This is a genomic window from Trichococcus collinsii, from assembly GCF_900107505.1.
Classification (GTDB): Bacteria; Bacillota; Bacilli; order Lactobacillales; family Aerococcaceae; genus Trichococcus; species Trichococcus collinsii.
The window spans coordinates 100,400-122,782 of record NZ_FNQH01000001.1 but is presented as its reverse complement, the minus strand read 5'-3'; the positions used below and the strand labels follow the sequence as shown (position 1 = coordinate 122,782).

The 22,383-nt window shown below is 45.0% G+C and carries 22 protein-coding genes; 3 read left to right on the top strand and 19 right to left on the bottom strand.

Annotation, left to right across the window (positions count from 1 at the left end):
- Positions 1-80 precede the first annotated feature (80 nt).
- The 3 genes from BLV66_RS00650 to BLV66_RS00640 are packed head-to-tail and all read right to left on the bottom strand — an operon-like array spanning position 81 to position 1,776.
- Positions 81-773, bottom strand: a complete 693-nt coding sequence (locus BLV66_RS00650) for a 5'-methylthioadenosine/adenosylhomocysteine nucleosidase (protein WP_086985409.1) — start codon at positions 771-773, stop codon at positions 81-83.
- A gap of 33 nt (positions 774-806) precedes the next feature.
- The gene (locus BLV66_RS00645) at positions 807-1,214 is read right to left on the bottom strand and encodes a hypothetical protein (protein ID WP_086985410.1); all 408 of its coding nucleotides are present in this window, start codon (positions 1,212-1,214) and stop codon (positions 807-809) included.
- A gap of 1 nt (position 1,215) precedes the next feature.
- Positions 1,216-1,776, bottom strand: a complete 561-nt coding sequence (locus BLV66_RS00640) for an NUDIX domain-containing protein (RefSeq protein ID WP_086985411.1) — start codon at positions 1,774-1,776, stop codon at positions 1,216-1,218.
- A 211-nt stretch (positions 1,777-1,987) separates the two neighbouring features.
- Here BLV66_RS00640 and BLV66_RS00635 point away from each other — a divergent pair, with 211 nt between their 5' ends.
- From BLV66_RS00635 to BLV66_RS00625, 3 genes are all read left to right on the top strand, one after another.
- Complete coding sequence (locus BLV66_RS00635) at positions 1,988-2,707, top strand: 5-bromo-4-chloroindolyl phosphate hydrolysis family protein (RefSeq protein WP_086985412.1); 720 nt, start codon at positions 1,988-1,990, stop codon at positions 2,705-2,707.
- Positions 2,708-2,718: 11 nt separating this feature from the next.
- Positions 2,719-3,942 carry a toxic anion resistance protein gene (locus BLV66_RS00630; RefSeq protein ID WP_086985413.1) on the top strand — a complete coding sequence of 408 codons (1,224 nt, stop codon included), beginning with the start codon at positions 2,719-2,721 and terminating at the stop codon, positions 3,940-3,942.
- A gap of 242 nt (positions 3,943-4,184) precedes the next feature.
- Positions 4,185-4,433 carry a GlsB/YeaQ/YmgE family stress response membrane protein gene (locus tag BLV66_RS00625; RefSeq protein ID WP_086985414.1) on the top strand — a complete coding sequence of 83 codons (249 nt, stop codon included), beginning with the start codon at positions 4,185-4,187 and terminating at the stop codon, positions 4,431-4,433.
- A 170-nt stretch (positions 4,434-4,603) separates the two neighbouring features.
- Here the strand turns inward: BLV66_RS00625 and BLV66_RS00620 are convergent, their stop codons facing one another.
- From BLV66_RS00620 to rsmH, 16 genes are all read right to left on the bottom strand, one after another.
- Positions 4,604-4,804, bottom strand: a complete 201-nt coding sequence (locus BLV66_RS00620) for a cold-shock protein (protein ID WP_068560061.1) — start codon at positions 4,802-4,804, stop codon at positions 4,604-4,606.
- Positions 4,805-5,084: 280 nt separating this feature from the next.
- Entirely contained in the window at positions 5,085-7,865 is a 2,781-nt protein-coding gene (gene ileS, locus BLV66_RS00610) for an isoleucine--tRNA ligase (RefSeq protein ID WP_086985416.1), read from the bottom strand.
- 509 nt (positions 7,866-8,374) lie between these two features.
- The gene (locus BLV66_RS00605) at positions 8,375-9,037 is read right to left on the bottom strand and encodes a DivIVA domain-containing protein (protein ID WP_086985417.1); all 663 of its coding nucleotides are present in this window, start codon (positions 9,035-9,037) and stop codon (positions 8,375-8,377) included.
- 29 nt (positions 9,038-9,066) lie between these two features.
- Positions 9,067-9,846: a YlmH family RNA-binding protein gene (locus BLV66_RS00600; RefSeq protein ID WP_086985418.1), complete on the bottom strand. Its 780-nt coding sequence runs from the start codon at positions 9,844-9,846 to the stop codon at positions 9,067-9,069.
- Positions 9,847-9,885: 39 nt separating this feature from the next.
- The gene (locus BLV66_RS00595) at positions 9,886-10,173 is read right to left on the bottom strand and encodes a YggT family protein (protein WP_086985419.1); all 288 of its coding nucleotides are present in this window, start codon (positions 10,171-10,173) and stop codon (positions 9,886-9,888) included.
- A gap of 12 nt (positions 10,174-10,185) precedes the next feature.
- Positions 10,186-10,659 (bottom strand): cell division protein SepF, encoded by a 474-nt coding sequence (locus BLV66_RS00590; RefSeq protein ID WP_086985420.1) that lies wholly within the window; start codon positions 10,657-10,659, stop codon positions 10,186-10,188.
- Positions 10,660-10,682: 23 nt separating this feature from the next.
- Entirely contained in the window at positions 10,683-11,366 is a 684-nt protein-coding gene (locus BLV66_RS00585; protein WP_086985421.1) for a YggS family pyridoxal phosphate-dependent enzyme, read from the bottom strand.
- 2 nt (positions 11,367-11,368) lie between these two features.
- Entirely contained in the window at positions 11,369-12,658 is a 1,290-nt protein-coding gene (gene ftsZ, locus BLV66_RS00580; RefSeq protein ID WP_086985422.1) for a cell division protein FtsZ, read from the bottom strand.
- Between the two features lie 45 nt (positions 12,659-12,703).
- Entirely contained in the window at positions 12,704-14,020 is a 1,317-nt protein-coding gene (gene ftsA, locus BLV66_RS00575; protein ID WP_086985423.1) for a cell division protein FtsA, read from the bottom strand.
- Between the two features lie 254 nt (positions 14,021-14,274).
- Entirely contained in the window at positions 14,275-15,219 is a 945-nt protein-coding gene (locus BLV66_RS00570; RefSeq protein ID WP_086985424.1) for a cell division protein FtsQ/DivIB, read from the bottom strand.
- A gap of 18 nt (positions 15,220-15,237) precedes the next feature.
- The gene (gene murG / locus BLV66_RS00565; RefSeq protein WP_086985425.1) at positions 15,238-16,338 is read right to left on the bottom strand and encodes an undecaprenyldiphospho-muramoylpentapeptide beta-N-acetylglucosaminyltransferase; all 1,101 of its coding nucleotides are present in this window, start codon (positions 16,336-16,338) and stop codon (positions 15,238-15,240) included.
- A 15-nt stretch (positions 16,339-16,353) separates the two neighbouring features.
- Positions 16,354-17,742: a UDP-N-acetylmuramoyl-L-alanine--D-glutamate ligase gene (gene murD / locus BLV66_RS00560; RefSeq protein WP_086985426.1), complete on the bottom strand. Its 1,389-nt coding sequence runs from the start codon at positions 17,740-17,742 to the stop codon at positions 16,354-16,356.
- Between the two features lie 18 nt (positions 17,743-17,760).
- Positions 17,761-18,726, bottom strand: coding sequence for a phospho-N-acetylmuramoyl-pentapeptide-transferase (gene mraY / locus BLV66_RS00555; RefSeq protein WP_086985427.1), 966 nt, complete (start codon positions 18,724-18,726; stop codon positions 17,761-17,763).
- A 65-nt stretch (positions 18,727-18,791) separates the two neighbouring features.
- On the bottom strand, positions 18,792-20,951 hold the full coding sequence (locus BLV66_RS00550) for a penicillin-binding protein (protein ID WP_086985428.1): 2,160 nt from the start codon (positions 20,949-20,951) through the stop codon (positions 18,792-18,794).
- Entirely contained in the window at positions 20,948-21,331 is a 384-nt protein-coding gene (locus tag BLV66_RS00545; protein ID WP_086985429.1) for a septum formation initiator family protein, read from the bottom strand. Before BLV66_RS00545 ends, BLV66_RS00550 begins: the two co-directional genes overlap by 4 nt.
- 95 nt (positions 21,332-21,426) lie before the next feature.
- On the bottom strand, positions 21,427-22,377 hold the full coding sequence (gene rsmH, locus BLV66_RS00540; protein WP_086985430.1) for a 16S rRNA (cytosine(1402)-N(4))-methyltransferase RsmH: 951 nt from the start codon (positions 22,375-22,377) through the stop codon (positions 21,427-21,429).
- Between the last annotated feature and the right edge of the window lie 6 nt (positions 22,378-22,383).

The following is a 22,383-nucleotide window of genomic DNA, read 5'->3' as shown; positions in this document are numbered from 1 at the left end:
CAGAAAACAAAGGACCACTCCGCCATTTTCGGTTGAGTGGTCCCATTCGTAAGCTACTGGATTTCCTTCACGGAAAGCTTCTATTCTTCGTTATTCTTCAGTAATTCGATGACCATTTCCGCGGATTTCTTTCCGGCTTCGACTATGAACTCGTCGAACGTCAGCGCCGCCCCCTCACTTGCTCCGTCCGAAATGGCGCGGATGATCGCGAAGGGTGTGCCCAATACGTAGCAAGCCTGGGCAATTGATGCGCCCTCCATTTCGGTCGCATAAGCGTCAGGAAAATGTTCCTTGATACGGTTTGTGCCGCTTTCAGAAGCGATAAAAGAATCGCTGGAAACAATCGTCCCTTGCACAGCATGCAAACCGACTTTTTCAGCTGCCCGCGTAATTTTTTCAACGATTTTTTTATCAGCTGTATAATAATGGGGCATTTGGGGTACTTGTCCCACCGAATAACCAAATGCCGTAGCATCCACATCATGATAAGCAACTTTATCCGCCACAACGACGTCCCCTACATGCAAGGCTGCGTTTAATCCGCCAGCCGAACCGGTATTGATGACGAAATCGGGACGATAACGATCAATGATGAAGGCGGTCGCTATGGCCGAGTTGACTTTACCGATGCCTGACTGCACCAATACTACATCCTGATTTTCGATTTTGCCTCGTGTAAAGGCGAGATGAAAGTGTACTTCCTCTATCTTTTCAGTCATATTTTCCAACAAAATACGATTTTCTTCTTCCATTGCTCCAATAATTCCAATCATGAGTGTTTCCTTCCTTGTAGCTGCATTGTTAGATCATAAGACAAAGGCTATCACAAAAACCAAGATGATCAACAAAATGACGATCAGGATGGCTTTGTTCAGATAGTTGTCCAACTTTCTGCCTCTTTCTTTGTCCGTCAGACGCTCCACCTTCATAGAAGTCGTAGGTTTGTCTGCTTTACGGAACAGCATCGCCTTTGGCTTGGCTGTTTTGACTTTATTACCGTTCTCCGACCTTTTCTTTTCGGTCGGAATATTTTTTTTCTCTCCCGCAGAAACAGTTTGCTGTTTGTTGTTCTTTTCCGTTGTCGGAGCGGAACGCTCTGTATCTTTTATCCGCGGAGCGACTTTCTTTTCATCTGTCCCCGTTTTTGTTGTTTGGTCTCTTTTGTACTGACGATAACGCTCCCGGGTGATCAGCGGTTTCTTTGGTTCTGACATACTATCCCTCTATTCTTTCACGCAAAAGACGCATCTCCCAGTACAGCATGGCATAAATTGTTTTCGAATCGCAGATTTCTCCGGATTCCTGCAAGACTTTCGCTTCGTCGTATGTTAATTCCAAGATCTCAATGAATTCATCGTCATCCATCGGCAAAGAATTAGCGACTTTCGTCAAGCCCTCCGCCAGATAGATTGTGATCCGCTCATCCAAATAAGCAGGTGTTGGATAAAAAACCGTCAATTCGGACCATTTCTCGGCACGATAATCTGTTTCTTCCTCCAGCTCACGAATCGCTGCCAGCAAAGGTTCAGCATCGGATGTCTCCAATTTACCTGCCGGGATTTCGACAACGGTCCGGTCCAATGGTTTGCGGAACTGTCTGACCATGACCATTTTCCCGTCCAAGGTGAATGGTATCATCGCTACAGCACCCGGATGCCTGATCATCTCTCTGACAGAAGTTTTTCCGTTTGGCAACAATACTTCTTCCCTCACCAAATGCAGCAAGACACCGTCAAATATTTTTTCACTTTTCAATGTTTTTTCTTCAAATTCCATTTTATGTTCCTCCAAATCTACTATCCTGATCACGTATTATCATAACCTATCTTTTCCGCTATTTACAAGAGCCGCGAGAGATTCAGCCCAAATGGGTGTTGCCGTTGAAAATCATCCTTTCGGCCGATAGGTGCTTAATAGGCTTTTATGCTAAAATAATAGCATAAGCACAGACGAAGTGAACAGCACGTTATTAAAGGAGGAAAAATTTATGTGGAGCAACATCAAGGATATATTGAAATATACGTTTTCCAGCGTAGTTTGCCTGATTGCATTAGTGATATTCTTTTTCATCTTCGAATTCGATTTCTGGACCTCGATTGGGATGACCATCGGCTTGGGCATCATCCTATATTACGTCAAAAGCGGTGGAAGCATGCAATGGCCACGGAAAACCGCGAAACAACGGGGAGCACTGGGAAAAGTTAGTACGGAAAAAGAAGCTTTCTACCACTCAAAAGGGATGACCAAGGAACAGATTGCCTATTTCCGCAACACGATGGAGCAAGCCAAAAATACGATTCAAGACATCGAATCGAATCTACAGCAGCGATCAAAATTAAAAGCTATCGCGGCACGAAACGATACGGTGGACATACTGAAAGATTTTTTCAAAAATATCGTCAATCAGCCTAACCGATTGCACGAAGTCGATAAATTCCTATACACCAATCTTCCCAATCTGAAAGAGCTGACAGAAAAATACATCGCAATCGATAACCACGTTTCGAAGACGAAAGAAACCTACACAGCCTTGGATAACTGCTCGAAAACAATCGATGATATGTGTCGTCTGGTTGCTGAAGATTACGTGCGCTTCATGTCCAATGATATCGAAGATATGGATATCGAGTTGGAACTTGCCAAGCAAGTTTTGAAAAGGGATAATGAAGGAAAAGGCAACGAAAATGCTTTGGACGAAGAGATATAGGGGGAATACTGATGGATCAATTTGATGCTACCGGACTGAACAAACAAACAGACAGCAAGGATGTTAACCAAGAATTGGACGATTTACTGGCCAATCCTTTTTCGGATCCATTTGCGCAACCAATAGTGGTTGCTGATAAAACTACAGCTGCGGCCGAGGTAATAAACCCGGACCGGCTGATCGACCGGTTGCCGGAAGAAAGACAAAAACAAGCGATGGCATTAGCCAGCCAAATCGATGAGAACAATATGCAAGCCATCATCAGCTATGGCGCTGCGGCTCAAAAACAATTAGGGGAATTCTCCCATTCGATGTTGGACCATGTGCAGAACCAGGACACTGGTGAAATCGGCGATTCCTTGAACGACCTTATGTACAGGCTCAACGAAGCTAAACCGGAAGACCTGCGGGCCGAGGACAACAATGTCTTCCGCAAAATCTTCGGCAAGGTAAAGCAATCCGCCTATGAAATGACGGCAAAATACCAAAAGATAGGCGCCCAAATCGACAAAATTGCAATCAAACTGGATAAAGAAAAGAATGGTCTGCTGAACGACAACGTTACGCTGGAACAGCTTTACCAAAAAAACAAAGATTATTTTGAGGCCTTAAACATCTACATCGCGGCCGGTGAAGTGAAAATGGAGGATCTCCAGAAAAATGCGATCCCGAAAGCAATCCAGACTGCGGAGGTTTCCCAAAGCCAAATGGATGTGCAGATCGTCAATGATCTGAAGCAGTTCCTTGACCGCCTCGAAAAACGGACCCATGACTTACGCTTGACCAGGCAGATGACGATCCAACAAGCGCCACAGATCCGTTTGATTCAAAATACAAACCAGGCATTAGCAGAAAAAATCCAATCTTCGATTCACACCGCCATTCCCTTATGGAAAAACCAAGTGGCTATCGCCCTTACCCTTCTGCGACAAAAAGATGCAGTAACGGCTCAAAGACAGGTATCTCAGACCACGAATGATCTGATGCGCAAGAACTCCGAAATGTTGAAAATATCAGCCATCGAAACCGCTAAAGAAAATGAACGGGGTGTGATCGATATCGAAACACTCAAACAGACGCAGCAAGATTTGATTGAAACATTGGAAGAGACGCTGAAGATTCAGCAGGAAGGCCGAATCAAACGCAGAGAAGCCGAAAAGGAACTGTCGCTGATGGAGAATGATTTAAAAGTCAAATTGTTGAATATCCACCAACAGGAACAACAAATCAACTAATATTAGAGGTCTGTCTCGCAATTGAGACGGCCTTTTGTTTTCTCCTTAATGCAATCTCGTACGATGGAACTCCTTTTTTCGGGAGCGAAATTTAAAATACTATTCTATCCATTTTCAGAAAACCTCTCATCTCGAGGGCATATTATTTGTAATGTGACTCATTTTATATATAATAAGAGTATAGTTAATTGGAAATAACTATATTGTTACCGCACTTGTAATTAGAAAGAGGAGGAAAAGAAATGGGCTTAATTTGGTCTTTAATTGTTGGTGGTATCCTAGGCGCTTTAGCAGGATCGTTCATGGGTAAAGATATTCCGGGCGGCATTATCGGAAATATCGTTGCTGGTTTCATCGGTTCATGGTTAGGAACAACTTTATTTGGAGCATGGGGTCCTGAAATCGGAGGATTCTATATCGTTCCTGCATTAGTCGGGGCGGTCATCCTGATTTTCATCGTATCCTTTGCTATGAGAAGCATGAAAAAGTAACCTTTCCCCACCGAATTTTAGCAGACGTCTGTCTGTTTTTGTGATAAAAGCGTTGTTTTGCGATCCTGAAAAGGATTGTCGAAACAACGTTTTTTTTGCATGTAAAAAGCGCACCAGGAGTCACAAAACTCCCAGTACGCTTTGAATTCGCTAATGTTAAAAAAATAGGATTATAATTTTACAACGTTAGCTGCTTGAGGACCACGGTTGCCGTCAACGATTTCGAATTCAACATCTTGGCCTTCTTCTAAAGTTTTAAAACCTTCGCCTTGGATAGCTGAGAAATGCACGAATACATCGTCTTTTCCATCAACTTCGATAAAACCAAAACCTTTTTCGCCATTAAACCATTTTACTTTGCCTTGTTCCATAATCGTGTTATACCTCCAAAATTTTCATTGGTAAAATGCTAATACAATTATTTGCTATCATATTAGCACAAATTACTAATATAATTATAACGAATATCTCATCCGATTTCAAGAGAAAGTTATGCGCTTTCTTTGGAAAATGAATCGACAGTGGGCAAAACTGCTCCTTCGGCCTAAAATCAACAGAAGCACGCAAGAACGACGTCAAATGACGTCCTCTTGCGTGCTTTCAACTTAATTGTTTACATAGTTTAAACTATTTTATTCAAGGCGAGATAGGTTATGCTTCTTCCTGCACGAGTGCTTCTGGAAATTCAGATCTCACAATATCTGCACAACGTTCGCATAAGGATGTGGCATCCTCGATTGTTCCGACCTCTTCTTTGATGGCACGGCATCTTTCACAGGTTTCCCCATGTGCATGCTCCACAAGAATGGCAAGATTATCGAATTGCATCGCTTCAGCTGGAGCAGCTACCAATTCTTTGATGTCAAGCTGTGAAACGATGAATAATTGTTCCAAGTTCGCATCAAGAGACGCGAACAATGCTTTTGTATCTTCGTCAACAAACAGAGTCAGATGCGCTTCAAAAGATTTTCCGATTGTCTTTTCATTTCGCGCTACTTCCAATGCTTTCAATGCTGCATCGCGGATAGCCATGAATTTCTCCCATTGGCCTAAAACCTCCGCTTGGTCTTCACGAACGCTGATTTCCGGCAATTCAGCCAGTTGAGCGTATTGTTCCTCTTCCTTCAGAAAACTCCAAATTTCTTCGGTTGTGTGCGGAATGATCGGCGTCAAAAGTTTTGCCAACTTAACCAATACTTCGTAAAATACGGTCTGCATGGCGCGTCTTTCTAGATTATCCTCTTTTTCGATATAAACAACATCTTTTGCAAAATCAAGATAGAATGCCGACAAATCAACTGTACAGAAGTTCATGATTGTTTGGTAGATGGTCGAGAACTCGTACTCTTTATAGGCTGTCACACATGTCTCTACAACTTGATCTAACCGTGTCATCATGTATTGATCGACACTGCGCAGATCCGCATAAGCCACTGTATGTTCTTTCGGTTGGAAATCTTCCGTATTTCCGATCAGGAAACGCATAGTGTTGCGAATTTTACGGTAAGTTTCGGAAACCTGTTTCAGTATGTCGTCACTGATTCTGACATCGGATTCGTAGTCGACACTGGATACCCAGAGACGGACGATGTCTGCGCCCATGTTCTTGACAACTTTTTCCGGCAGGACAGTATTGCCCAATGATTTGCTCATTTTGCGGCCTTCCCCATCCAGAACAAAACCTTGGGAAAGGACTGTTTTGTAAGGTGCTACTCCGTTGATCGCAACACTGGTCGTAATGCTCGAATTAAACCAACCACGGTATTGATCGGAGCCTTCCAAGTACATATCAGCTGGGAATGTCAAATCTTCTCTTGCACGCAGTACGGCTTCGTGCGAAGACCCGGAATCGAACCATACGTCCATGATGTCCATTTCCTTCGTAAATGTGCCGTTCGGGCTCCCTGGGTGCGTGAACCCTTCAGGAAGCAAATCTTTCGCTTCTCTTTCGAACCAGACGTTCGATCCGAATTCGCCGATTAGTTTCGCAGCGTGGTCGATTGTTTCTGGCGTGATGACAGGTTCTCCATTTTCCGCATAGAAAATCGGCAACGGAACGCCCCAAACACGTTGACGGGAAATGACCCAATCCCCACGGTCGCGGATCATATTGAACAAGCGGACTTTACCGGATGGATGCAGCCACTCAACATTTTCGATTTCGTCCAGGATGTCTTGACGGAATTTGTCGATTGATGCGAACCATTGCGGTGTTGCACGATAGATGACCGGTTTCTTTGTGCGCCAGTCATGCGGATAGCTGTGGACGAAAAAGTCCAGTTTCAGCAAAGCGCCTTTTTCAGCCAACAATTCGGTGATAAGCTTATTGGCTTTGTCGTAGAATACGCCCTCGAAACCTGGCGCTTCAGCCGTGTAGCAACCTTTGTTGTCGATCGGTGATAATACTTCCAGACCATATTTTTTGCTGACCAGGTAGTCATCCTCACCGTGTCCAGGAGCCGTATGGACCAAACCGGTACCTGCTTCAAGCGTTACGTGCTCGCCTACCATGATCAATGATTCGCGATCGTAGAACGGATGCTGCACAGTCATGTACTCCAGCTCCGAGCCTTTCAGTTCTTGCAGGATTTCCACAGATTCCCATCCAATAGCTTCCTTGACTGTTCCCAGCAATTCTTTTGCAACAACAAATTTTCTTCCATCAGCGGAAACAACCACATATTCGAAATCAGCATTAGCGGAAATGCCCAAGTTTGCCGGTAAAGTCCACGGCGTCGTCGTCCAGATGACGAGTGCTGTATCGTTATCCAACAGGCCTTTGCCGTCTTTGACCTGGAAAGCCACATAGATGGAAGCAGACTTCACATCTTTATATTCGATTTCGGCTTCCGCCAGCGAAGATTCACTTGAAGGCGACCAATAGATCGGTTTTAGACCTTTATAGATGTAGCCTTTTTCCGCCATTTTTCCGAACACACGGATTTCCGCTTCTTCATATTTAGGCAACAAGGTCACGTATGGATTTTCCCAATCACCTGCGATTCCCAAACGTTTGAAAACGGTTCTTTGTCCGTCGATTTGATTCCAAGCATAATCTTCGCACAATTTACGGAAATCGGCCAAGCTCATCGCTTTGCGGTTCACACCAGTATTCGTTAAGGCTTGTTCAATCGGCAGACCATGCGTATCCCAACCCGGAACAAAAGGCGAACGGAACCCGGACATGGATTTTGAGCGGACGATGATGTCCTTGCTGATTTTGTTCAAAGCATGTCCCATGTGGACAGCACCATTGGCATATGGAGGGCCATCATGAAGGACAAATGTTGGTTTATCCGCATTTTTTTCTTGTCGTTTAACATAAATATCTTTTTCTTCCCAATCCTTTTGCCATTCCAATTCGCGGACAGGCAGGTTAGCTTTCATAGGAAAAGCTGTTTTCCCTAGGTGCAGCGTTTCTTTCATTTTCATTGTCGGAAGCTCCCTTGTCATTAATTTTATTTGAGAAAAGCTGAACGGGTTTGTTCAGCCCTGAAAGAATTTTAGGAAATCGCGCCGACTGAGCATCGTAGAGCGCAATAGGTACGATTTATCTAAATTCCGAAGGGCTTACCCGTGAAGCTAGCCATCATTCATGGATGCATAAAACATTTAAAAATCTGTGAAACACCTATGGTGATGCACTTTTTAAATTAAAAAATTTTATGAACTACTTTATGCATACAAAAAAAGACCCGTCTCCAAAAGGGACGAAGTCTTCGTGGTACCACCCAAATTCAAAGCGACAACGGCCGGAACAGGCTGTCATGCTTCCTCATTCAAACCGTTAACGCTGTTCAGGCGACCTTTTTTACTTATGTTTGTTCAAAAAGATTCTCATGGAGGATCCTTAAAATAGAGGGACTTATTGGCCTTTCACCATTCGCCAATTCGCTGGAAGTTTCTTTTTTTCGGGTGTTCCATTCTTCAATATCTAGATTTTACTTGTTTTCTTCCGGAATTTCAATAGCTTCTACTGCACCTTCTGCAAGTTTCTCTTCAGCTCTGGCTTCTTCGGCCAATCTTCCGCCGACTTCGAATTCGGCAGCATCTTCAGAGTTGGCGACCAATTCGTCGATTATGCGTGTGCGGTTGGATAACACTTCATTCAAAGTAGGAGTCGAAACTTGACCTTCCGGTGAAGCGTTCAACAAGTTGTTCCATTCATCATTCATGATGAGGTTCAATTGTGACTCAACCAAAAGTTGCAGTTTCTGTTTGAAGTTGCGGCTTTCCTTGCGGACTCCGTCAGTTTCTTCATTGATTTTTGTCGCTTTTCCGGCTGCTTCATGCAACAAACGATCCGCACTCTTTTCGGCTTCGAACAAAATGATCTCGGCTTCTTTGCGCGAATTTTCTTTCAATCTGTCGGCTGCATCCTGCGCCACTACGATAGACTTGTTCAAAGCATCCTGCAAGTTGCTGAAATACTGAAGTTTTTCTTCGGCAAATTTCAGTTGCTTTTGCAGGTCTTTATTTTGTTTGATGACTTCTTCAAATTCTTTTGTGACAGTATCCAAAAAGTCATTGACTTGTTCTTTATCGTACCCTTTTATTTTGACAGGGAATTCCTTGTGTTGAATATCTAATGGAGTCAAGCTCATCTTATACACACCTTTCGTTCTTGTCATTCTTATTTGTACAATACGCCAAATTCGACGCGCCATTTATCTTTCTTGGACTTTCCTTCTATAGCCTTTATCTGAATACGGCCATAACCGCGGATGGACAAGATATCCAACAGCCCTAATTCGAAATCTGGACGTTCAAATGCGGCCCAGTTCAATTTCACTTTTCCACTGGTCACCAATTCTTTTGCGCGTTGCCTCGATATGTTGTAGATGGCAGCAATCACTGTGTCTAACCGCAGCGAGCTAACCGTGTCATGCACAATCGTCCAATCATCGATAGGTATGATCAAATCCGTATAGGAACGGCTCTCTAAGCGAACACTGACCTTCCCTATCTTAGTGACTTGCGAATGCACATAGCTTGCTATATTCGACGCCAACAAAAACTGCCAACGGATGCCGTCAGACAGGATATCTCCGAAAAGCTCCCTTTTCATGCCGGTTCCGATCAGCGTCCCCAGTATTTTTCCATGGGTTAAACTGGCAAATTTCGATGGGTACACAACTTCAGTAAGTTCCATTTCAAAGTCGTTTTGCGTCGGACTGAAATACTCAGGGCAGATAATTGCCCGCTTGCGTTCCGCCGCTTCGTAACCCCCATAAAATTGGACATGGAGTTCACCTTTTTTCCCGACCATCATCTCAAGGATGTACTGCTGTCTCGGATCCAAGAAATCCGTTAGATACGGTGAGTAGGTTTCCTCCGCTTGCGTAATCCAAGATTGGGCACTGTCAATGAATGGCTGCTCTTCCTTGCGAAAATGTTGATAAACTTCTTGCATACGTATCCCTCACTTTTTCGTTTGATGAAAAAATGTCCGTCAATTCAGCATTCTGATCAGGAACAAGATAACGACCTGCGCTCCATACTCCACCAAATTCAGGAACAGGATGCCGGCCACTACACTGAAGCTCATCATGCCTACAGATGGGATCAATCTTCTGAATATATCCAGGTAAGGCTCCACAATGCTGGAGATAAAATAGCCGAATTTGGAACTTCTGGCTCCCGGCAACCAACTCATCAATGCGTATACAAGCAAGACTGTCGAATACGCCGATATGCCCCAACGGATAATCTGTAATAGCCAAATCAATATTTGTGTCATTTTGTTTCCTTTCTAGTAGAACGAACGCTCTTCCTCCAGTGTTTCGGCCAGTGCGCCTTCGACTCCGACTGAAGCGGGGGTGCATAAAAAGATTTCATCGCCAACGCGTTGGATTTCTCCCCCGATTGCATATACCGTTCCGGTCAGAAAATCCACAATCCGTTTTGCTTGTTCCGCATCTATTCTTTTGAAATTAAGAAGAACTGCTTGATTCTTCAGCAGATTATCGGCAATCTTCTCCACCTCGGAATAAACTCTGGGCTCCACGACATGGATGCTGGCTTTTTCGGTCATTGCTTGTTGATTCATAGGAATTACCTTTGCTTTCGTCGATCTTTTTTGGGTGCTCCTTTGAGATGGGGCCCCTTCTTCATTGCGCTCGGACCTATGGACTGGAACGACAGTCGATGGTTCATCTACTTCCTCATATCCGTCATCCTCGTCTTCAATTACAAAGTACTTTCGGAATAAATCTTTCAGACCCATAAGACCCCTCACTTCTTCTTCGTCTATGCTTCTGTATCAGCAAAGAATGCTGATCCGACACGTACGAAAGTCGCACCTTCGGCAATCGCTATCGGATAATCTTGACTCATGCCCATGCTCGTCTCCGTACATGGAGCATAAGCCAAGTTCAACGCCGCTACTTGCTCTTGCATTATTTTCAGATCTTTAAAGCATTGACGCAACTCCACGTCTGTTGCATCAATGGGTGCCATCGTCATCAATCCGACAACGATGATATTCGGAAAAATTTCCAGACTCTTGATAAAAGGCACTGCTTCGGATGCGGAAAGCCCATGTTTTGAACTTTCGCCTGTCACATTGACCTGAACGAAGCAAGAAACAGGTTTTTCCGCCCGCTCGTTGATTTCCTTTGCCAATGACGGACGATCCAATGCATGGAAGTAGGCGATGCGATTGATCACCTGCTTTACTTTCCTTGTCTGTAAGGTACCGATGTAATGCCAGCTGATATCTTCTTGCGGAAGAGCTTCCTGCTTTTCGAGCAGACCTTCGAGGCGATTTTCTGCAAAGTGGCGGTAACCCAAGCGGTACAATTCCTTTACTTGCTCTGCAGGCTTCGTCTTCGTGACTGCGATGACCGTCACATCTTCGCGTTTGCGTCCGGCTTTCAAGCAAGCTGCTTCCACAGTTGACTCCACTTTCCGGCAATTTTGCTCAATATTCATTCTTATCTGCGTCTCTTGCGGAAGAAAGGTGGTGTATCCAATGAATCCTCTCCACCGTTTTTATCTTCTTTATTTTCGTGATAACGTGGATAATTATCTTCTGTTTGTTTGACAGAGTACTCTTCTGGCTCAGGTTGGACCGATTGGGGCGCCTGTTCTCTCACGCTTGTGTCTCTGCGGATATCCCAGTCACCAAAGAGGTCTTTGGCTGGTTTTTCTTCGGCTCTTTCAGTCGGAACTTGTTTCTCCGGGTATGCAGCAGGTGCGTTCCCTACTTCTTTGCGCCCCTTAAAAGCACTGCCGCCGCGATTAGCGGTTTTTTTTTCATCTTTTTTTTTGTCGTCGATCCCAGTAGCGATTACTGTAACGATAACTTCGTCGCCCAAGTTTTCATTGATGGATGTACCGAAAATGATATTTACTTCGGATGATGAAGCTTGTGCCACGATATCACTTGCATCTTGTGCTTCGAACAACGTCAAGTCTGAACCACCGGTGATGTTCAATAAAATCTGCTCAGCGCCATCGATGGAAACTTCCAACAATGGGGAAGAAATAGCTTTTTTGGTTGCTTCTGCTGTACGGTTTTCCCCTGAAGCGATACCGATACCCATCAAAGCAGAACCTTGATCTTTCATGACGGTCTTCACATCAGCAAAGTCTAAGTTGACATATCCTGGAGCTGTGATCAAGTCTGAGATTCCTTGAACGCCTTGACGTAATACATTATCGGCTTCACGGAAAGCTTCCAGCATAGGCGTCTTTTTATCGACGATTTCCAACAGACGGTTATTTGAGATGATGACTAATGTATCAACGTTTGCTTTTAAATCAGCGATACCCTCTGCAGCATAACGGCCTCTTTTAGGTCCTTCAAAAGTGAACGGACGCGTCACAACACCAACAGTCAATGCGCCAAGATCTTTAGCGATTCTGGCTACGATAGGGGCTGCACCAGTACCAGTACCGCCACCCATTCCGCATGTGACAAAAATCATATCTGCACCAGCCAAGGCTTCAGAGATTTGTTGTTCACTCTCTTCTGCAGCTTTGCGGCCGACTTCAGGAACTGAGCCTGCGCCCAATCCTTTCGTCAATTTAGGTCCAAGTTGGATTCTTGTTTCCGCGCTTGATGCGTTCAAAGCTTGTGTGTCCGTATTGGCCACGATGAACTCAACACCTTTAACGCCTTCTTCGATCATACGGTTAACGGCGTTGCTTCCTGCCCCACCGACACCGATAACTTTAATTTTTGCTCCATCACTCATGCTTGAATCGAATTCCAATTCCATTTCATTTCCTCCTATTTCATACCATTCTTTTTATGTTTAGCGTGATTATTCAAACAGATTATTGAACCAACGTTTTAATTTTCCGACTAAGCTCTCTTCGTAATGATCCTCATCGGCATATGTTTCATTTTCATAGACAGGTTCTTCGATGACTGTCGGCTGTTTCGCTGTTTTGGATTGCAAAGGGATCACTTTTCCTGTCACGTGAACTTTTCCTTTGGCCACACGGTAGATGTCGTCCAGACCTGCCACATACTTAATCAAGCCGATGCTCGTTGCATAGATTGGGTTGCGCATCCCCATCTGCTCCGGAATGTACAATTTGACATTGATTTCGAAAATTTCTTTTGCCAAATCAACGACGCCTGGTAATGCCGCTGCGCCTCCAGTCAGAACGATACCGCCAGGGAGATCGCGAGCTTCCACTTTATCCAAGGCACGTTTGATGTTTTCGAAAATCTGCGTAAGTCGCGCTTCGATGATTTCGGACAGATATTTCTCGTCCACTTTTACTGGTTCTTCTTTACCGATTGTTTCGACAGGGAAAAATTCCTCATCGGATGTATCTTCGGAAATGGCATAGCCATATTCACGTTTTGCGCGCTCCGCATTTTCCAAGGTCGTGTTCAAGATGATGGAAATGTCTTTGGTGACAAGATCGCCGCCCTCAGGATCAACAAATGAAAATTTCAATTGATCGTCGTGCATGACAGAGGCGCTTGTTTGGCCGCCACCCATGTCGATAAGGATGGTCCCGAAATCCCGCTCGCCCTTATTCATGGCTACGCTCGAAATGGCCAATGGTTGTACAACCATATCTTCGATTTGAAGACCTGCTTTTTCTACACAACGTTTGATGTTATGGATGATTGTTTTCGGACCAGTGATCATGCTTGCGTACAATTCAAGACGTACGCCAATCATGCCTCTTGGGTCTCTGATGCCATCGAACCCATCTACGATGAACTCTTCAGGGATGACGGAAATGATTTCTCTTTCTGGCGGAACGGAACGGACTTTTGCAGCAGCAAAAACGTTCTGGACGTCTTTGTCTGTGATTTCCTTGTTTTCGCTTGCGACTGCATACATCCCGTGGCAAGGTTCGATGCTGATTTGATTGCTTGGTATGCCTACGATGACATTTGATATCTGAATATTCGCTTTTCTTTCAGCTTGACTGACTGCACTGCGGATCGATTCTACCGTTTCATCGATATCAACGATGACGCCACGGCTAAGACCTTTGGAAATTTCATTACCGACTCCAATAATGTTCATTTGATCTTTCACATATTCTGCGACTACAACTTTTATTGAAGTGGTTCCAATATCTAGACTGACGTATATTCCTGAATTCTTCATGGTTTTATTGAAACCTCCGTTTGACATAATGGCTTGTGTAAACATCCGCATTGTTCCGAAAAAAATAATCGGTTACTGATACGTGATGCCAGAAAGCTATACCTTATCATTTTATCATAATAATTCTTCATTTACGAAGATTTTTACAAATAATTCTATCAGAAGGAAGTCTGACAAAAGTTCTTCAATCCCTCAACAATGATACCGATCATTGTTCAAGGATTGACTGCAAGTCAATCCTAATCTCTTTTGGATCATTCGACTGGAGTGACGGAATCTTCCGAAGCCGCCGCTTCCTCTTCCGTCGTTTGCGCAAAGGGCGTAAAGTAGACACCCACTTCAAGATCGATGGTCCCTTTCGTCTCGCCTAATTGGCTCACAATGTCAGGGTAGTATAAGATCTTCTCGGCAAAGGATGGCAAGATCGCCTTCACTTCATTCCCGTCATTCATATATACCGTGATTGCATATGGATTTTCTTCCGTTCCGGTATATTTGATTTCAGAGATACTGTTCTGGACACTGTCAGTCAATTGCATATATTGTTCGAGCAGATCCTCCAGATTCTGGTTCATTTCAAAGCTTGTGATGATCGGGTTATTACCGATTGGAACCTTCAATTCCGTGTCCGCTACAGTGCCATTCTCCAGAACGTTATAATAGCTGCCGCCCGAATAAACGTAGGCAATGGTTTCGTGTTCCGTAACATGGATCGTGACATCGTTCAAGCCGCGCAGCGTCACTTCCGCTGTTTTGACTACGGGCAAAGTATTAGTGATGTAAGCATCAATTTTTTCGTCATTCCAAACGACACCCAATGCGGTAAGCTTCCCGGTGATGTGGCTGGCATCGATGATACTTTGTTCCGGAACATCTTCGGCCCCTTCTACATAGATGTCTTTGACTTTACCGTAGGGAGAAATCAGAAAACTGCTGCCGATGACCCCAATCAAGAAAATGCTGTACCATCCCAAGTACCCTTGGCGCTTGTCTGTATTTGTGGTTTCGGGAGGGTGTTTTCTTGAGTTTAACTTTTCTTTTTTTTCTTTTATCAAACGATGCATGCGACCGTTTATAGTGATTTTCTGCTTTAATTGCGCCTTATTTTTCTTTTCTGATTCAGCAGTTACGCGCTGCCAGGGAGTCAATTCCGACGAACTCTTACTGCTCAGCTTCTGCCGGATTTTTCCAAAAATCATCTGGCCTCCCTCCCTTTCTCACTTCTTCAAAGTCAAGATGACATCGATGATCCTGTCTGATGCATCGGTTATGCCCATCTGCTTGGCTTGGAATGCCATTTCTTTGCGTGCTGTTACATTGGTCATCAGCTTGTCGATGGCTTCAAATAATGATTGTGCTTGCAAGTCTTTCTCGAGAATCATTTCGGCTGCCCCGTTTTTCACTAAGCTTTCCGCATTTTTTTGCTGATGGTTGTTCGTGACATAGGGACTGGGGATCAGGATACTCGGCAAGCCCAAAGCCATCACTTCCGTCAATGTGGTCGCTCCGCTGCGCGATACGATTAAGTCGGTACGCTTGAACAATTTCGGCATATCATGGATGTAGGACACAATACGGACGTTATCCAAATGGTCCGTCAACGTATTGATTGCTTGCTCCACCGCATTGTAGTGGATGTCTCCGGTTGCCAGCAGCACTTGGTAAGGCCTATTTTTGAAGAGCGGATAGGCGGCTACGAAAGAGTCATTCAGTTTTCTGGCTCCACGGCTGCCGCCAAAAATCAAAACAGTCGGCAATTCTTCCTTCAATCCGTAGTCCTTCAGGTCAGCACTTTCCTTCAAGGAGGCTACTTCCTGCGCCCGGGGATTCCCGGTGAAAACAATCTTCTCTGGATAGGCGGAGAAGTCTCCGCGGGCATCATCAAAACAAATGCAGATGCGATCCACAACTCGGCTCAAAAATTTATTGGTGACGCCTGCTACTGAATTCTGCTCATGAATGATGGTTGGCACGCTCAGTTTGGATGCGGCATACAGGACGGGGGCGCAAACATAGCCACCCGTCCCGATAACGACATCCGGCTGGAAATCCTTAATAATTTTCTTCGAGTCCGAAATGCTCTTGATCATCAAGTAGACTGTCTTCAGGTTCTGAAGCGACAAACTCCGGCGCAGACCTTGGATTTTGACAGATTTGAAGGCAACGCCCGCCTTCGGAACGATTGTGCTTTCCAAACCGCGGTCTGTTCCCACGTAAAGGAACTCGCTGTCCGGATATTTTTCTTTGATTCGGTTCATCAGGGCTAACGCCGGGTAGATGTGCCCACCTGTTCCCCCACCGGATAATACTATTTTCATATGCACATAGGTTCTCTAGAAAGAACCTTCCTCCTCACTCGTGGCTTTGACCAAGGAATGGACAGCATCGGTGAATGTTTTGCCACGCACTTCAAAATTTTTGTACTGATCCCAACTCGCGCAGGCCGGAGATAACAGAATCGTGTCGCCTTCTTCGCTGTACTGGTAACTGATCGGAACCGCACTGGCGACATCATCCGTCCCGACGATTTCTTTGATGCCGGCTTTTTCTCCCGCATCCTTGAGTTTCTCGGCAGTTTCCCCGAAGACGATCAGCGTTTTCACGTTTTCAAGAAAGGGAACGAGCTCATCGAAGGTATTCCCGCGGTCCAATCCTCCCGCCAAGAGGATGATTGGTGCCCGGAAACTGCTCAGAGCAGTTTTGGTTGCTAGGATGTTGGTCGCTTTCGAGTCATTGTAGAATTTTCTTCCGTTGAGCTCGGCTACGAATTGGATCCGGTGCTCTACGCCATAAAAACGGTGGAAGGCTGATATGATGGCATCATTGGATACACCTGACAGTTTCGCTACAGCGATTGCAGCAAGTGCATTTTCGACATTGTGTTCGCCTGGAACCCTCAAATCGGAAATATCCATCACTTTTTCGCCCTTGAAATACAGTGAACCTTCTGACGCATAGGCGCCATTCTTCAGAATCTGCGTGCGTGAAAAAGGAACGATTTGCGCTTTTGAAAGCTGAGACATTTCACGCAATTCCGCTTGATCCCAATTCAAAACAAGATAATCATCCGCGGTTTGGTTCTCGGTTATGCGCCACTTCGCTTTAACATATTCTTTGCGGTCCCCATGATAATCCAGATGGGCTTCCGTGATATTAGTGATGACGGCTATGGCAGGATGCATCGCTTCGATACCCATCAATTGGAAGCTGGACAGTTCCATCACGACATCGTCGTCTGCAGTCGCTACCCGCGCCACTGCGGATGCGGGAACGCCAATATTGCCGGCTTTATAAGCTTTGCCTATTTTCCTGCCTGCATTCAAGAGTTCAGTGATCATCGTCGTGGTAGTGGTCTTTCCGTTCGTTCCCGTCACACCGATCAGGCGGCCTTCGAGGATTTCTGCTGCCAACTCTACCTCTGTCAATACAGGGATTCCCAATTCAAGAGCACGTTTCACCATCGGATTGTTGTAAGGGATGCCCGGATTCTTGACCATGAACGAGAAAGATTCATCCAATAACTCGATCGGATGGGATCCAGCGATGACTTTGATTCCGGATGAAATCAACTCCTTCGCATCCGGATTGTCGTTCAATTCCTTTGCGTCATTGACTGTGACCATAGCGCCCAGTTCCAGAAGCAGTTTGGCCGCATTCATTCCGCTGAGCGCCAAGCCCAGCACCAATACTTTTTTGTTTTCAAATCGATTATTTGTTTTCATGTCTTTTTCTCCTTTCGCTTAGACAAGCAGCCACAAGGCTAAGATTGCAGAAACCAGACCGACGGCCCAGAAAGTCAGGACAACGCGCCATTCGCTCCAGCCACTCATTTCGAAATGATGATGGATAGGAGACATCTTGAAGATGCGTTTGCCGCGCAATTTGAAGGAGCCTACCTGCAGCATGACGCTGGCCGTTTCGATCACGAAAACAAGGCCAATCAGCAACAGAGACCATTCCAGATGCAACGCCAAGGAAACAACGGCGAGTCCGGCACCCAATGCTAACGAACCGACGTCGCCCATAAAGATTTTAGCTGGTTTTTTGTTGAAAAAGAAGAAGCCGATCAGGCCGCCCACAATCGCGATACAAAACAGTAGTACTTCCAATTGTCCTTGGCGGTATGCCAATATGCCGTATGCAGTATAGGCGATGCCTGCTGTGCCGGCAACCAATCCGTCCAACCCATCGGTCAGATTCACAGCATTCGAAAAACCTGTGATCCAGATAATCGTGAATGCAGCGAACACGAACCAGTTTTGGATCTGCCCCAAGAAAGGAAGGGTGATCAAAGGATCTGAACCCGAAAAGAAGAACAGCGCAACGAAGACGAAAGACCCGACCAATTGCGAAACGAATTTCTGCTTGGAAGTCAGCCCTTCATTTTGTTTTTTGAATATTTTCAGGAAATCATCCAAAAAGCCGATAGCTGCAAAAAACAACAGCACGAACAGCAACATAGCCAATTTTACGGTGAGCACATCCTTCCAGATTGCTGTCCCGATAACGGTAAGGATTGCAGCGATGATGAATACGACTCCGCCCATCGTCGGTGTGCCACTTTTCACTTGATGCCATTTCGGACCTTCTTCCCTTGTGATCTGTCCGAATTGTTTCACTTTAAAATAGCCGATAAAAATTGGCATCATGCTGATTGTAATGGCAAAGCTGATCGATAATGGCAACAGCATTTCTGTCCAATGCATATGATTTCCTCCTAATAGGTGTTTTACATTTTTTGATTAATATTTTGAGTGTTGCTTCTGAACGCTTACTCCAAAATGATCTTGACTTCCGTGGCAGCGTTCAGGATGGATCCCGTCTCCAGACTCTGGAAAACCACATAGCCTTCGCCTTCAAAAGTAAAGTTTATGCCTGCGATTTCTGATACTTTGAGGACATCGTCTTTTGACCAACCGTAAACGTCCGGCATCGTCATAGCCCCTTCTGTCATAAGGATCGTCTTCTGGTTCATGATTGTTTGTGTTCCGGCATATGGATATTGTTGCACGATTCGGCTGCCGCTGCCGATGATCGCTGTATCATTATATCCGACAGCAGTCAGTGCCGCCAAAGCTTCATCTTTGGATAAAGTTGTCACTTCCGGCATCGAAGCCTGGTTGACGTCCCCCGTCACTTCCGTATTCAGGTTGTCGTACTCGATTGCCCTTGTCATGAATGGATTGAATATTTCCGACAGATACTTGGAGCCATTCAGACTATCCAAGTTTGCAGGACGTTTCATTGTCAAATACAAGATATAGCTGGGATCATCCGCTGGCGCGAATCCGACTACCGAGTAAAGATAATTGGAATAACCAGTATAATATGCGCCTGTTGCAGAATTCACCACTTCCGCCGTACCCGTTTTGGCAGCGATCTCTGTCCCTTCGATCTGATAAGCCTGTCCGGATCCATTCTCGTTATAGACGACTTCTTTCAGATAGGTCAGGACCGTCTGAGCGGTTTCCGCCTTGATCGGAGATCCGACCTCTTCCGGTTCGTTAACGGTGACCTTGCCCGTATTCGGATCTTCTGTACGATCCAAATAATTCAGTTTCATCATGGTGCCCTCATTTGCGATTGCCGTAAAAGCTTGCATCAATTGGAAAGGCGTAACTGTTACCCCTTGTCCGAAAGCTGTATTCGCCTTTTCCAGCGGATACGTATAGCTGTAATTCCCGGTTGCTTCATTTTCCAGTCCCGATTCGGTTGATTGTCCGATTCCAAATGCCTTCATATAGGACTCCCAAACATCGTAACCCATTGCTTGCACCAGTTTCACGAACGCCACGTTACTTGAACGGGCCAATCCCTCGAGATAGGTGATATTGCCCCAACCATCCTTATTGTAGTCACGGATGGTTCCTCCTTCCACTTCCACACTACCGGAAGTATATGTTGCAAATGGACTGAATACCCCCTCGTTCACAGCTGCCGCCAAGGTCAAAATTTTGAAAGTGGAACCCGGTTCGTAGGTATCCTCCACCAACAGATTCTGCCATTGCGAATCAATGCCATCTTTGGTTGTGGCGTTGAAGGTGGGACGTTGGGAAGCCGCAAGGATAGCGCCTGTGTCCGGATCAACCAACATAGCGGTCATCGATTCCGGTTCAGCCTCTGCATAAACTTGCGACATCAAGCTTTCCAGATAGATCTGTAGGCGACTGTCGAGCGTCAGATAAAGATTATTCCCTTCAACGGGCTCCTTTTCCTGAATCTGCGTTCCCGGAATCCGGTAGCCATTGGAATCTTCTTGATAGGTGACTTCACCATCACTGCCATCCAACTCATTATCGTACAGTGATTCTATTCCCATCATGCCGACCAATTTCTTCTCTTCGTTTGTGTCCGCTTCTTCTTCGCTGGCTGAACTTTGCGCAAAGCCGACAAGATGGGACGCAAAAATCCCGTTTGGATAAAGTCTGGATGGTGTTTCCTCGAACGTGATCCCCGGAAGTTCTTCCGCTTCAATGCTGGATTTGGTCGCATAATTCAGGTTGGTTCCTGCGCTTCCGAATTCGACTTGCTTCAACCCCTCTTGGTTCAGAGTGGTCAGAATCTCTTCTTTGCTCATACTGATATATTGTGCCAGAGCTTCAGCAGTTTTTTCCTTGTCGACAATATGATTCGGATTTTCTTTATCTTCACTCCATTCATCGGTCAAAACGGCAACCAACGAATAAGAAGTAGCATCCAAGGCAATGGGATTACCACCTATGTCATAGATGGTACCTCTTTTTGCGGCAAGGATACTACTTCTGGTATATAAGTTATTAACATGCTCGCTTAAATTCTCGCCATTTACCTTCTTGGTGATCATGATCATAGAAAAACGAAAAATAAATACAAGAAATAGTAAACCTGTTAAACCAACCATGATGCGAGTCATTTTTTTTCGGTTTTTTTGAGGATTAGCTGTTTTTTTCATCGCGTAACATTCCTAACGTTTGCTTCATTCATTTCCAGACCAAGTTCTTTTGCTATCTCGATGATGCGGTCGTATCTTGAAAGCTCTTGGACTTCTTGCTCCAAGTTTTGATTTTCTAAACCGATCGCAACGCTATCATTTTGTAAGTCCTGTAACGCTCTATTCTGATTGGAGAGGGTCACTTGTGTAGCCAGTGACAAGAGTAATACGACCAATGCACTTAACAGCGTGAGGGTGATGGCAAATTTTTCAAGTTTGACATATCTATCTCTAACGGCCTTGTAGCCTTTCGGTTCAGGTTGGCCTTTTATGGGTTCTGTCTGTTCTTTAGGCAGCGTCGGTTGTGGTGCTATTGCCGCTCTATATTCAGGTAATGCCACTTAATCCTCTCCTCCCCAGCAATGAATTGTGCAGTTCAGGCACAATTCATTGCTTCCGACTGATGATCCTTAGTTAAAGAGCTGCTGTGCTCCTGTTATTTCTTGACCCTTTCGATGACGCGCAATTTTGCACTTTGAGAACGTGAATTTTCACTTAATTCCGCCTCGTTGGGCATGATTGGTTTTCGACTGATCAACTTATAGTCCGCTTCATATTCCTCGGGTAGAATAGGCAACAGCGGTAACGTTTCCTCTTTCGAGCTGGCTTCTTTGAAAAGCACTTTAACGATCCGATCCTCCAATGATTGGAAGGAAATGACGCTCATGCGCCCTCCGACGTTCAGCATCTTCAAGCCATCTTCTATCGAATCTTCAATAGCTGATAATTCGTCGTTGACGGCGATACGCAAAGCTTGGAAAATGCGCTTAGCCGGATGCCCGCCTTTTCTTCTGGCAGGTGCAGGAATACAGTCTTTGATGATTTCGACCAGTTCGCCGGTCGTCTCGATCGGTTGGGTTTCTCTGATTTTTTCGATTTTACGGGCAATCTGCTTTGAAAATTTTTCTTCGCCATAACGATAAAAAATCTTCACTAACTCAGCAAAAGACCACTCATTCACAATGACGCGGGCCGTCAATTCCTGTTCTTGATCCATGCGCATGTCGAGCGGTGCATCATAACGGTAACTGAACCCTCGTTCTGCTTGGTCCAATTGCGGGGAAGAAACTCCTAAATCGTACAGGATGCCGTCTACGCCAAATACATCACGGTCTTCCAGTTCTTCTTTGATATTCCGAAAATTGGCCTTGATGAGTGTCACCATGCCTTTTTCGATATAAGTCGCCAACGCCACTTCAGCATTTTCAATAGCGATACGGTCTTGGTCAAAGGCATACAGATGCCCATTTTCGTTCAATTTTGATAAAATCACGCTGCTGTGTCCGGCACCACCTAAAGTGCAATCGACATATATGCCATCTGGTTTGATATTCAAACCATCGATGGACTCTTTTAACAACACGCTATAATGTTCAAATTTTTCCATTTTACA

Coding starts and splice junctions, on each gene's coding strand:
- ftsZ (WP_086985422.1), bottom strand. CDS start 12,658: ATGGAATTGGAATTCGATTCAAGCATGAGTGATGGAGCAAAAATTAAA.
- BLV66_RS00620 (WP_068560061.1), bottom strand. CDS start 4,804: ATGGAACAAGGCAAAGTAAAATGGTTTAATGGCGAAAAAGGTTTTGGT.
- ftsA (WP_086985423.1), bottom strand. CDS start 14,020: ATGAAGAATTCAGGAATATACGTCAGTCTAGATATTGGAACCACTTCA.
- BLV66_RS00585 (WP_086985421.1), bottom strand. CDS start 11,366: ATGAATATTGAGCAAAATTGCCGGAAAGTGGAGTCAACTGTGGAAGCA.
- ileS (WP_086985416.1), bottom strand. CDS start 7,865: ATGAAAATGAAAGAAACGCTGCACCTAGGGAAAACAGCTTTTCCTATG.
- BLV66_RS00595 (WP_086985419.1), bottom strand. CDS start 10,173: ATGACACAAATATTGATTTGGCTATTACAGATTATCCGTTGGGGCATA.
- BLV66_RS00570 (WP_086985424.1), bottom strand. CDS start 15,219: ATGATTTTTGGAAAAATCCGGCAGAAGCTGAGCAGTAAGAGTTCGTCG.
- BLV66_RS00645 (WP_086985410.1), bottom strand. CDS start 1,214: ATGTCAGAACCAAAGAAACCGCTGATCACCCGGGAGCGTTATCGTCAG.
- BLV66_RS00600 (WP_086985418.1), bottom strand. CDS start 9,846: ATGCAAGAAGTTTATCAACATTTTCGCAAGGAAGAGCAGCCATTCATT.
- BLV66_RS00590 (WP_086985420.1), bottom strand. CDS start 10,659: ATGGGTCTGAAAGATTTATTCCGAAAGTACTTTGTAATTGAAGACGAG.
- BLV66_RS00550 (WP_086985428.1), bottom strand. CDS start 20,951: ATGAAAAAAACAGCTAATCCTCAAAAAAACCGAAAAAAAATGACTCGC.
- BLV66_RS00605 (WP_086985417.1), bottom strand. CDS start 9,037: ATGAGCTTGACTCCATTAGATATTCAACACAAGGAATTCCCTGTCAAA.
- rsmH (WP_086985430.1), bottom strand. CDS start 22,377: ATGGAAAAATTTGAACATTATAGCGTGTTGTTAAAAGAGTCCATCGAT.
- BLV66_RS00640 (WP_086985411.1), bottom strand. CDS start 1,776: ATGGAATTTGAAGAAAAAACATTGAAAAGTGAAAAAATATTTGACGGT.
- BLV66_RS00625 (WP_086985414.1), top strand. CDS start 4,185: ATGGGCTTAATTTGGTCTTTAATTGTTGGTGGTATCCTAGGCGCTTTA.
- murD (WP_086985426.1), bottom strand. CDS start 17,742: ATGAAAACAAATAATCGATTTGAAAACAAAAAAGTATTGGTGCTGGGC.
- BLV66_RS00635 (WP_086985412.1), top strand. CDS start 1,988: ATGTGGAGCAACATCAAGGATATATTGAAATATACGTTTTCCAGCGTA.
- BLV66_RS00650 (WP_086985409.1), bottom strand. CDS start 773: ATGATTGGAATTATTGGAGCAATGGAAGAAGAAAATCGTATTTTGTTG.
- murG (WP_086985425.1), bottom strand. CDS start 16,338: ATGAAAATAGTATTATCCGGTGGGGGAACAGGTGGGCACATCTACCCG.
- BLV66_RS00630 (WP_086985413.1), top strand. CDS start 2,719: ATGGATCAATTTGATGCTACCGGACTGAACAAACAAACAGACAGCAAG.
- mraY (WP_086985427.1), bottom strand. CDS start 18,726: ATGCATTGGACAGAAATGCTGTTGCCATTATCGATCAGCTTTGCCATT.